Origin of the sequence: Thermopolyspora sp. NPDC052614 (genome assembly GCF_040678635.1) — a bacterium.
Lineage (GTDB): Bacteria > Actinomycetota > Actinomycetes > Streptosporangiales > Streptosporangiaceae > Thermopolyspora.
On the sequence record NZ_JBFATZ010000029.1, the window covers coordinates 77,948 to 87,839 of the forward strand.

The window sequence follows — 9,892 nt, forward strand, 5'->3', positions numbered from 1 at the left end:
CTGCACAAACGAGGTCGTCGATCAATCGGAGACAGATCGCATGGAATTCCGGGTTCTCGGTGCACTGGAGGTCGTTCACGATACCCGCGAGATCACGCCAAGCGCGGCGAAGGTACGCGGGGTGCTGGCAATGCTGGTACTACGGCACAACCACATCGTCTCCACCCGTGAATTCGTCGACGAGTTGTGGGGGGAACGGCCGCCGCCGAGCGCCCATTCCACCTTGCAGACCTATATCTACAAGCTGCGCAAAACGCTGGGGCGGGACGGGCGCGAGCCGCTGCTCACCAAGCCGTACGGCTACCTGCTCCAGGTGGATCCCGGCGCGGTGGACCTGCACGACTTCGAGCGCCGGGTGGCCGAGGGGCGCGACGCGCTGGAGCGGGGCGACGCCGAGGGCGCGTCGCGGATGCTGGTGCGGGCGCTTGACCTGTGGCGGGGGCCCGCGCTCGCCAACCTGACCCCGGGCGAGCTGCTGTCGGCGCAGATCACCCGGCTGGAGGAGAGCCGGCTGCGCGCCCTCGACCTGCGCCTGGAGGCGGACCTGCGGCTGGGCCGGCACCGGGAGCTGATCAGCGAGCTGAAGGAGCTGATCATCACGCACCCGCTCAACGAGGAGTTCTACGCCAAGCTGATGACGGCCCTGCACGCCTCGGGCCGGCGGGTCGAGGCGCTGGAGGTCTTCCAGGGCCTGCGCCGCCAGCTCGTCGATCAGCTCGGCCTGGAGCCGTCCCCGGAACTGTGCCGCCTGCAGCAGCGCCTCCTCACCGCCGACCCTTACGACCCCGCCGAGCCCCCGGCCCGCCTCGCGGCGGCGCCTCCCGCCGCCGTCGGAGAGCTCGTCGTCGAGCTGCCCAACAGACTCGACGGTGAACGCGACGGTGAACTCGACGGCGAACTCGACGGCGAACTCGACGGCGAGGTGCCACCGGCCCAGCTTCCGCCGGACATCGCCGACTTCGTCGGCCGTACGCGGGCCCTGGAGTGGCTCGCCGAGGTGCTGGAACGCCCCGCGGGATCGGCGACGGCGGTCCGCGTGGCCTGCCTGACCGGAATGCCGGGCGTCGGCAAGACCACGCTCGCCGTGCACGCCGCCCACCGGGCCAGGCGACACTACCCGTCGGGCCAGCTCTTCGCCCGCCTGACCGCCCCGGACGGAGCCCCGGTGGACCCGGGCGAGGTGCTCGGCGGCTTCCTGCGCGCGGCGGGCGTCCCGGCCGGCCGCATCCCGCCCGACCGCGACGAGCGCGCCAAGCTGTTTCGCACCTGGAGCGCCGGGCGCCGGGTGCTGGTCGTGCTCGACGACGCCTGCGGCGCCGAGCAGGTGCAGCCCCTGCTGCCCGGCTCGGCCGAGTGCGTGGTCCTCGTCACCAGCCGGTACGGCCTGCACGGCTTCGCCGGGGCCACCGTGCTCGAACTGGACCCGCCGGACGAGGCCGAGGGCCTGGAACTGCTGGCGCTCATCATCGGCCAGGCGCGGGTCGATGACGAGCGCAAGGAGGCCGAGCGCGTGGTCCGGCTGTGCGGCGGCCTGCCGCTCGCGCTGCGCTGCGCCGGGTCGCGCCTGGCCGCGAGCCAGGGCCTGGCCCTGCGCAAGTACGCCGACCGCCTCGACGACCCCGCCACCCGCCTGGACGAGCTGCGCGTGTCGAACCTCGACGTGCGCGCCGCCCTCGCCGCCTCGTACGCCCGCCTCGACGACCCCGAGCGCAGCCTGTTCCGCCTGCTCGGCCTGCTGCGCACCCCCGACGTCGCCCCGTCGCACGCGGCCGTGCTGCTCGGCTGCGAGTCCGGCCGCGCCGCCCGCCTGCTCGCCCGCCTGGCCGAGGTCTCCCTGCTGCGGGTACGCCCCGGCGACGACGGCGAGGTCTGCTACTCGCTGCACGAGCTGGTGCGCCTGTACGCCCGCGAATGCCTCGACGACGAACTGGACGCCCACCCCTTGACATTGGAGGGGCTCCAGCGCTGAACCAGCGATTCTCCAGACATTCCGGACATGCTGGGCATATCCGGATGAAAGGAGAGGTGCTGTGCATCAGACGCTCATCGTGGCGCGGATGGAGCCCTCCGAGACCGAGGCCGTGGCCAAGATATTCGCCGAATCCGACGCCGGCGACCTGCCGGCCATGATCGGCGTGACGCGGCGCACGCTCTTCCGTTTCCACGACCTGTATTTCCACCTCGCCCAGGCGGACCAGGACATCACGCCCGACCTTTACACGGCGCGATCCCACCCGCTCTATCAGGACATCAACCGCAAACTCGCCGAGCACATCCGGCCGTACGACCCGAACTGGCGTGAGCCCAAGGACGCCATGGCCGAGCCGTTCTACACCTGGGAGGCGAGCCGATGACCGAGACCATCGAAAAGGTGTCCCTCGACGACGTCGTGGCCAACACCCGCCGCGGCGGTGACCTGCGCGTGCTGCTCAGCCCGCGGACCGTCGCCGCGACCTCCGGCTTCATGGGCGCGGGCTGGCTGCAGCCCGGCCAGCGCATCACCGAGCACTACCACCCGTACTCCGAGGAGTTCCTCTACCTGGTACGCGGCCACCTGATCGCCCGCGTGGACGGCGAGCGGGAGATCGAGCTGGGCCCCGGCGAGGCCATCATGGTGCCCAAGTCGATCCGGCACTGCCTGGCCAACGCCGGCGACGAGGAGGCGTTCTTCGTCTTCCACGCCAGCCCGCTCGCCCCGCGCCCCGAGCTCGGCCACGTAGACACCGAAACCGTCGGCGATCCCGCCGCCGGCGTCCCGCTGGTCGGGGGTGAGGGGTCCCGGTGAAGCGCCGCGTGGTGATCACCGGTCTCGGGGTCACCGCACCGGGCGGCGTCGGCGTACCGGCGTTCTGGAATCTGATCAGCTCGGGCCGCACCGCGACCCGCCGGATCAGCCTGTTCGATCCGGAGGGGTTCCGCTCCCGGGTCGCCGCCGAGATCGACTTCGATCCGGCCCGCGCGGGCCTGTCGCCGCAGGAGATCCGCCGCATGGACCGGGCGGCGCAGATCGCCGTGGTCAGCGCCCGCGAGGCGCTCGCCGACAGCGGCCTCGATCTGCGGGACGTCCCGCCCGAACGGCGCGGCGTCAGCCTGGGCAGCGCGGTCGGCTGCACCACGGGCCTGGAGGAGGAGTACGTCGTGGTCAGCGACGGCGGCCGGAACTGGCTCGTCGATCCCGCCTACGGCGTGCCCCACCTGTACGGCTACATGGTGCCGAGCACGCTCGCCGTCGAGGTCGCCTGGACGGCGGGGGCCGAGGGCCCGGTCGCGCTCATCTCCACCGGCTGCACCGCCGGGCTCGACGCCGTCGGGCACGGCTACCGCCTGGTCGAGGAGGGGGCCGCGGACGTGGTCGTCGCGGGCGCCACCGACGCCCCGATCTCGCCGATCACCGTGGCCTGCTTCGACGCGATCAAGGCGACCTCGCCGAACAACGACGATCCCGAGCACGCCTCCCGGCCGTTCGACCTCGACCGCGACGGGTTCGTGCTGGGGGAGGGGTCGGCCGTGATGGTGCTGGAGGAGCGGGAGGCCGCCCGCCGCCGGGGTGCGGAGATTTATGCCGAAATAGTGGGATTCGCCAGCCGGAGCAACGCGTACCACATGACCGGCCTCAAACCGGACGGCCGCGAGATGGCCGAGGCGATCCGCGTCGCGATGCGCGAGGCCGAGCTCAACCCGGAGGACGTCTCCTACATCAACGCGCACGGCTCCGGCACCCGGCAGAACGACCGCCACGAGACCGCCGCCTTCAAGGACGCGCTCGGCGAGCACGCCTACCGCGCCCCGGTCAGCTCCATCAAGTCCATGGTCGGGCACTCGCTCGGCGCGATCGGCTCCATCGAGGTCGCCGCCTCCGTGCTGGCGATCAAGCACAACGTGATCCCGCCGACCGCGAACCTGCACACCCCGGACCCGGAGTGCGATCTCGACTACGTGCCCGTCACCGCCCGCGAACAGCCCGTCGACGTGGTGCTCAGCGTCGGCAGCGGCTTCGGCGGATTCCAGACGGCGATGCTGCTCGCCGACGAGCAGGTGAGGTGAGAACCAGTGAGCGTACGACCGAGACCACCACAGAGACGACCACAGGACCGATCACGAGGCCCCTCGGAGAACCGACAACGCGGCGCGCCCGCCCGGGTCGTGGTGACCGGCATCGGCGTCACCGCGCCCAACGGCCTCGGCACCGAGGCGTACTGGGCGGCGACGCTCGACGGCAAGAGCGGCATCAGCCGCATCACCCACCTCGACCCTGAGCGCTACCCGGTACGCGTCGCCGGGATCGTGCAGGAGTTCGAGGCCGTCGAGCACGTGCCCGGCAGGCTCATCCCGCAGACCGACCACTGGACCCACCTCGGCCTCGCCGCCACCCAGATGGCCCTCGACGACGCCGGCATCGACCCGGCCGAGCTGCCCGAATACGAGATGGCGGTGGTCACGGCCAGCTCCTCGGGCGGCAACGAGTTCGGCCAGCGCGAGATCGAGAAACTGTGGTCCAAGGGGCCGGAGTACGTCGGCGCCTACCAGTCCATCGCCTGGTTCTACGCCGCCACCACCGGCCAGGTCTCCATCCGGTACGGCATGCGCGGCCCCTGCGGCGTGGTGTGCGCCGAGCAGGCCGGGGGACTCGACGTGGCCGCGCAGGCGCGGCGGCTGCTGCGGCGCGACGCCCGCGTGGTCGTCACCGGCGGCACCGACGCCTCCCGCTCGCCGTACGCGCTGGTCGCCCAGCTCTCCAGCGGGATGCTGAGCACGCGCGACGACCCCGTCCGGGCCTACCTGCCCTTCGACGCCGACGCCTGCGGGCACGTGCCCGGCGAGGGCGGGGCCATGCTGATCGCGGAGCGCGAGGGCTCGCGGGAGGCCGAGCCGTACGGGGTGATCGCGGGCTACGGGTCGAGCTTCGACCCGCGCCCCGAGCCCGGCCGCCCGGACCGCGGCAACCTCGCCCGCGCCATCCGCCTCGCGCTCGACGACGCGCGGATCCGGCCCGAACAGGTGGACGTCGTGTTCGCCGACGCCCTCGGCGTCCCCGATCGGGACCTGGCCGAGGCCGAGGCGATCTGCGAGATCTTCGGCCCGTACGCCGTGCCGGTCACCGCGCCCAAGACCATGACCGGCCGCCTGTACGCCGGAGGCGCCGCGCTCGACGTGGCCGCGGCCCTGCTCGCCGTACGCGACGACGTGATCCCGCCGACCGTCGGCGTGACCGCCCCGGCACCCGGCTGCGACATCGACCTCGTCATCGGCGCCTCGCGCGAGACGCCCGTGCGCACCGCGCTCGTGCTCGCCCGCGGCTACGGCGGCTTCAACTCCGCCCTGCTGGTGACCGCGCCCTGACCCATTTCACGAAGGAGGGACGACATGACCATGTTCACCCTGGACGACGTGCGGCGCATCCTGCACAACTGCGCGGGCGTCCCCGACGGTCGCCACGACGGCCGCGTCGGTGCGGACATCGGCGAGGACACCGCCGACGTTCCGTTCACCGAACTCGGCTACGACTCGCTGGCCATGCTGGAGATGGCCGCCCACGTACAGCAGGAGTTCGGGATCCGCATCCCCGACGACGCGATCGAGGAGATGACGACGCCGCGCGCCGCGGTGGACTACGTCAACCGCCGATTCGCCGGCGAACTGCGGAGGTGAGCGGAGATGGCAGGACACACCGACAACCACATCGTCATCGACCGGCCCATGGACCTCGTTTGGGACGTCACCAACGACGTCGAATCCTGGCCGCGGCTGTTCAGCGAGTACGCCTCCGCCGAGATCCTGCGGCGGCAGGGCCCGACGGTCCGGTTCCGGCTCACCATGCACCCCGACACCGACGGCAACGTCTGGAGCTGGGTGTCGGAGCGCACGCCGGACCCGGCCACCAGGACCGTGCGCGCGCACCGCGTCGAGCCCGGCTGGTTCAAGTACATGAACCTCTTCTGGGAGTACGAGGAGGTTCGCGGCGGCGTGCGCATGCGCTGGGTGCAGGACTTCGAGATGAAGCCGACCTCGCCCCTCGACGACGGGCGCATGACCGACCGGCTCAACGCCAACACCGTCATCCAGATGCAGCGCATCAAGCAACTGCTTGAGCGGGCCGACTTCAGGACGGAGATCCAGATATGAGCATCACCACGAGCAGGCCGGCGACCCAGAACGCCTTCCGCGTCCTGGTCCGGCTGCGCGTCCACCCCGGCAAGGGCCAGGAGTTCGAGAGCATCTGGCGGGACATCGCCGACGCCATCTCCCGCCACCCGGCCAACCTCGGCCAGTGGCTCAGCCGCAGCGCCGACGAGGACTGCGTCTACTACATCACCAGCGACTGGGTGAGCGAGAAGCGGTTCCGCGAGTTCGAGCACAGCCCCGAGCACGCCGAGAACCGCAGGCGCATCGCGCCCTGCAAGGCCGAGTCCTCGATGTCGGCCATGACCGTGGCCTGCCAGGTGCCGCCCCGGCCTGCGAGCGAGCGGGTACGCGTCATGCTCTACCTCGCCGAGCCCAAGGCCGACCCGGGCGCCGTCGAGAACGGCTACCACCAGATCAGCCGCAAGCTCGCCGGACGGCAGGGCCTGCGCGGCAACGAGCTGCTGCGCTCGATGGACGACCCGCACAAGTTCCTGGTGCTCAGCGACTGGGCCGACCGGGAGACCTACATCGCCTGGCGGGACGCGCCCGAGCACCTGCCGCTCACCGCGCCGCTGCGGCCGTACTGGGCCGGGGACCCCGAGAACACGTTCGGGGTGTACGAGGTCGTGGCCTCGTACTGAGCGCGCACCGAATCACTGACGGGGACTGACGGGGGAAATGTCATGCCATTTGCCGCGATCACCTTTCGGGTGAAACCCGGCCACGAGGACGAGATCAGCGAAATCTTCGCCGAGTCGCCGCGCCTCGACTCGCCGATCGTGACCGACGAGCAGGGGCGCGAGGTGGCCCGCCTGCTCGGGACGGCCGCGTTCATCAAGGACGACGTGCTCGTCCGGGTCATCCACTATGAGGGCGACTTCGCCGCAGTCGGGCGCCACTTGGCCCGGCAGCGGAACATCCACCAGATCGAGGGGCGGCTCCAGCCGTACCTGGCCGAGACCCGGGCCACGCAGTCGCCGGACCGGTTCGCCGCCTTCTTCCGCGACGCGCTGATGCGCTGCGTGTTCCACTCCTCGCCGGAGGCCGAGCCCGCGCGCACGTGAATCGGAACGCTCCGCCGCCGAAGCCTGGGCGGAAGCCGCCGCCCAGGCCCGGTCGCCACGAACGGAGGTGGCCCCGACCGTGCCGTACGACAAGAACATCCTTCACGACGAGAACCTCCGCGACTGGCACCAAGCGAACCGCGGCGACGTGGGCCGCGATGACGAGGACCACGATGACGAGGACCACGATGATGAGGACGCCGCGCGGAGCATCGAGCTTCTTGAGGCCGTCGAACGGGAGAGCCATCGGCTGCTGAGGCAGGCGGAGCGGCTGGTGTGCGCGCTCTCCGCCAGGGCGAACCTCGATCCCGCCGCCTTCCGCTGCCTGCACCTGCTGGCACGGCATGAGACTCTGTCCATGCGCCGCCTGAGCACCCTCGCCGGGCTCGGATCGGACGCGACGCTCGCCGCGGTGGACACGCTGGAAAGCGCCGGGCTGGTACGGCGCTGCCGTGGCGGCGTGGGATGCGGCGATTGGTGTTCCGGCGACGGACGGGTGACCGACCGGCATGACGTCAACAGGTGCGACCTCGTACGGGTCGATCAGGAAGCCTGCCGGGCGCGCATCGGCCCAGCGTTGCGCGAACTACGAGAGGCCTGGTACCCGCTAACCGTCGGGCGCCGCGACGACCTCGCCCTCATCACGGCCGTGCTGGCCAACGGACGCCGCCTCAGCGAACTGGTGCTCACACTGGGCTGATCCGTGGTGACCGGTCCGCCCCTCCCGGTGGGCCGCCCCTGTACCCCCACCGAAACCCCCGCCACGTGGACATCTGACACCGGATCCGGCTGCATCGACGTCCGCGCCGCATGACGTCCGATGCCCTGTCGACTGCCATGTCGAAGCCGCTGGCCGCGAGGTCCCGCTGCGCCGGGCCGAAGCCGCATACCGCTCCGACGCCTCATACCGGACCGACGCCGACATCCCCTCTCAGAGCGACGTCTCGCGCCTGGTCGATGTCTCATGCTGGTCCGCCCGGCGCGCGAGCCCGTGCGCCCACGTCGCGCACTCCCGCGCGATGGCCGCCGCCTCGCGAGCCCGTTTCGCCTTCTCCCGCAACTCCGGCCGCCCAGGGTGGAGCGCGGCCAGGGCGTCATAGGTGGCCGCGGTGTCCTCCTCATCCCGAGCCACCCGCTCGTGGGCCTCGGCCAATGCCGTGGCGAGCCGCCGACTACGCAGCACCTCCCTGCCGAGGCGCTCCCTGATGAGATCCGAGGTGAGCCTTCCGTCGCCGTCCATGCGCCCACGTCTGCCCTCATCCGGGGGCGACATTCACCGTGAAGTGCAAAGCGCCGGTCAATCGGGCTATCCCAATGCCACCTTTCGGCGACATCCATTGCCTCGATCGTCGCGTCTTTACAACGCGATGTGGGGGAGGGGGACGTCGATGGAGTCATCGGGGGACGGCGGGGCCGTACGGGTTTTTCTGCGGTTGCCCGGGCGGCCGGATCAGGTCGCGCGGGCCCGTCGCTGGATATCGAAGGAACTGGGCCGGGATCATCCGCTGCACGACGACTGCGTCCTGCTCACGAGCGAGATCGCGACCAACGCCGTACTGCACTCGCGGACCGGCGCGGGAGGAACCTTCACGCTGGATCTCTCACACAGCGACAAGCGGGTGTACGTGAGCGTACGCGACGAGGGATCGGCCGAGCCGCCCTGCGCCTGCCATGCCGCGCCGAGCGCTGCCAACGGGAGGGGCCTGCCGTTGCTGGAGGCGCTGGCGCGGCGTTGGGGACTCATCCGAGAGGCCGGGACGAACGAGGTGTGGTTCGAACTCGTCGTCGCCCCGACCGGGACCGCGGGTTAGCCGGGGTAGCCGCCCCGAGGTCCCCGGAGATCACCGGGGCAGCGACCGGCTCGGGCCGATGCACCGGCGGAGGCTGGGAGCGGTCCTCCTGCGCGGCGTCTGCTCCAGGCTCGCCATCAGGGCCATCGCCGTGCACGCGTCGGCGAGCACGCGGTGCGCCTGCTCACCCTCGGCCGGCAACTGGCCACGCCTGCCCAACTCGTGCTTGAGGAAGACGAGCGGATCGGGGTCCCCGTTCCGCTCGGCCGCCACGCTCGCCCGCGCGGCGGTGAGCAACCGAAGGTAGTGGCTCCGCAGCAACGCCTCGCGCCTGCGGACCTGCTCCAGGTCATCGAGCAGGGAATGAGCGATTTCGAGCAGGTCACCCGGCCGATCCGCCTCTGCTGTGATGTGGGCGCGGATGTCGTCGAACTCGGACCGCGTCATGATGGCCACCTCCACCCCGTTGCTGGGACTACGGGAGCTCCCTGGCTCCTGTGGGACCCGTTGCACCTGATTCGTAACGTGAGGCGATTGCGGACGGGTTGACGATAGGTTGCCCACCGTGCCCAAACGTCTCCTGTTTGGGATGCTTGAGAGGCCCGAATGGTTGACGTGCGAGACAAATGCACATCATGGTCATCTGGGGCTGGTAGAGTTCTCAACCGTCGCAGGAGCGCTGTGAGGTGCCTGGACCCCTGGTTCGGGCATCGGGGTGCCGATCGCGACCCCCCTCGACCTTCTCGATCTTCGGACGGGCCCGTTTTGGCGTCTGGACGGATCGTCGGGTAAGTTAGAGGGGTTGCCCTGGAGACAGGGTCTTCGATTCTACTTGGGTTGCCCGGGTTCGGTGCAAGTGGTCCCGATGGGGCCGATTTGACACCGGATGGGAATCCCGGGAAGAATTGAGGAAAC

13 protein-coding genes are annotated in these 9,892 nt (G+C 70.8%); 11 read left to right on the forward strand and 2 right to left on the reverse strand.

Translation table 11 applies throughout. The features are described 5' to 3' along the window. Window positions 1-40 precede the first annotated feature (40 nt). The 10 genes from AB0K60_RS35705 to AB0K60_RS35750 all read left to right on the forward strand — a co-directional run bounded on the left by AB0K60_RS35705 (window position 41) and on the right by AB0K60_RS35750 (window position 7,887). Window positions 41-1,969, forward strand: a complete 1,929-nt coding sequence (locus tag AB0K60_RS35705; RefSeq protein ID WP_364065622.1) for a BTAD domain-containing putative transcriptional regulator — start codon at window positions 41-43, stop codon at window positions 1,967-1,969. A gap of 61 nt (window positions 1,970-2,030) precedes the next feature. Then, the gene (locus AB0K60_RS35710) at window positions 2,031-2,354 is read left to right on the forward strand and encodes a TcmI family type II polyketide cyclase (protein ID WP_364065625.1); all 324 of its coding nucleotides are present in this window, start codon (window positions 2,031-2,033) and stop codon (window positions 2,352-2,354) included. Continuing rightward, window positions 2,351-2,785 (forward strand): cupin domain-containing protein, encoded by a 435-nt coding sequence (locus AB0K60_RS35715; RefSeq protein WP_364065628.1) that lies wholly within the window; start codon window positions 2,351-2,353, stop codon window positions 2,783-2,785. Before AB0K60_RS35710 ends, AB0K60_RS35715 begins: the two co-directional genes overlap by 4 nt. Continuing rightward, window positions 2,782-4,044 (forward strand): beta-ketoacyl-[acyl-carrier-protein] synthase family protein, encoded by a 1,263-nt coding sequence (locus AB0K60_RS35720; protein WP_364065631.1) that lies wholly within the window; start codon window positions 2,782-2,784, stop codon window positions 4,042-4,044. Before AB0K60_RS35715 ends, AB0K60_RS35720 begins: the two co-directional genes overlap by 4 nt. A gap of 99 nt (window positions 4,045-4,143) precedes the next feature. Then, the gene (locus AB0K60_RS35725) at window positions 4,144-5,340 is read left to right on the forward strand and encodes a ketosynthase chain-length factor (protein WP_364065634.1); all 1,197 of its coding nucleotides are present in this window, start codon (window positions 4,144-4,146) and stop codon (window positions 5,338-5,340) included. 24 nt (window positions 5,341-5,364) lie between these two features. Next, entirely contained in the window at window positions 5,365-5,649 is a 285-nt protein-coding gene (locus AB0K60_RS35730) for an acyl carrier protein (RefSeq protein WP_364065637.1), read from the forward strand. A gap of 6 nt (window positions 5,650-5,655) precedes the next feature. After that, window positions 5,656-6,123: an SRPBCC family protein gene (locus tag AB0K60_RS35735; RefSeq protein WP_364065640.1), complete on the forward strand. Its 468-nt coding sequence runs from the start codon at window positions 5,656-5,658 to the stop codon at window positions 6,121-6,123. Further along, a complete protein-coding gene (locus tag AB0K60_RS35740; RefSeq protein ID WP_364065642.1) occupies window positions 6,120-6,764 on the forward strand; it encodes an antibiotic biosynthesis monooxygenase in 645 nt (214 codons plus the stop codon). Before AB0K60_RS35735 ends, AB0K60_RS35740 begins: the two co-directional genes overlap by 4 nt. Before the next feature lie 42 nt (window positions 6,765-6,806). Beyond that, window positions 6,807-7,187, forward strand: coding sequence for a SchA/CurD-like domain-containing protein (locus AB0K60_RS35745; RefSeq protein WP_364065645.1), 381 nt, complete (start codon window positions 6,807-6,809; stop codon window positions 7,185-7,187). Window positions 7,188-7,266: 79 nt separating this feature from the next. Continuing rightward, complete coding sequence (locus AB0K60_RS35750) at window positions 7,267-7,887, forward strand: helix-turn-helix domain-containing protein (RefSeq protein ID WP_364065648.1); 621 nt, start codon at window positions 7,267-7,269, stop codon at window positions 7,885-7,887. Window positions 7,888-8,118: 231 nt separating this feature from the next. Here the strand turns inward: AB0K60_RS35750 and AB0K60_RS35755 are convergent, their stop codons facing one another. Then, window positions 8,119-8,427, reverse strand: coding sequence for a hypothetical protein (locus AB0K60_RS35755; protein WP_364065651.1), 309 nt, complete (start codon window positions 8,425-8,427; stop codon window positions 8,119-8,121). A gap of 148 nt (window positions 8,428-8,575) precedes the next feature. On the opposite strand from AB0K60_RS35755, the gene AB0K60_RS35760 reads away from it, so the two are divergent. Beyond that, entirely contained in the window at window positions 8,576-8,998 is a 423-nt protein-coding gene (locus AB0K60_RS35760; RefSeq protein ID WP_364065654.1) for an ATP-binding protein, read from the forward strand. Between the two features lie 30 nt (window positions 8,999-9,028). On the opposite strand, the gene AB0K60_RS35765 is transcribed toward AB0K60_RS35760, so the two are convergent. Next, window positions 9,029-9,424: a hypothetical protein gene (locus AB0K60_RS35765; RefSeq protein WP_364065657.1), complete on the reverse strand. Its 396-nt coding sequence runs from the start codon at window positions 9,422-9,424 to the stop codon at window positions 9,029-9,031. Window positions 9,425-9,892: the final 468 nt, after the last annotated feature.

What these genes read in the sequence shown, in the direction of transcription:
- AB0K60_RS35705 (WP_364065622.1), top strand. Translation starts at nt 41, where the DNA reads ATGGAATTCCGGGTTCTCGGTGCACTGGAGGTCGTTCACGATACCCGC.
- AB0K60_RS35715 (WP_364065628.1), top strand. Translation starts at nt 2,351, where the DNA reads ATGACCGAGACCATCGAAAAGGTGTCCCTCGACGACGTCGTGGCCAAC.
- AB0K60_RS35730 (WP_364065637.1), top strand. Translation starts at nt 5,365, where the DNA reads ATGACCATGTTCACCCTGGACGACGTGCGGCGCATCCTGCACAACTGC.
- AB0K60_RS35735 (WP_364065640.1), top strand. Translation starts at nt 5,656, where the DNA reads ATGGCAGGACACACCGACAACCACATCGTCATCGACCGGCCCATGGAC.
- AB0K60_RS35740 (WP_364065642.1), top strand. Translation starts at nt 6,120, where the DNA reads ATGAGCATCACCACGAGCAGGCCGGCGACCCAGAACGCCTTCCGCGTC.
- AB0K60_RS35745 (WP_364065645.1), top strand. Translation starts at nt 6,807, where the DNA reads ATGCCATTTGCCGCGATCACCTTTCGGGTGAAACCCGGCCACGAGGAC.
- AB0K60_RS35755 (WP_364065651.1), bottom strand. Translation starts at nt 8,427, where the DNA reads ATGGACGGCGACGGAAGGCTCACCTCGGATCTCATCAGGGAGCGCCTC.
- AB0K60_RS35760 (WP_364065654.1), top strand. Translation starts at nt 8,576, where the DNA reads ATGGAGTCATCGGGGGACGGCGGGGCCGTACGGGTTTTTCTGCGGTTG.
- AB0K60_RS35765 (WP_364065657.1), bottom strand. Translation starts at nt 9,424, where the DNA reads ATGACGCGGTCCGAGTTCGACGACATCCGCGCCCACATCACAGCAGAG.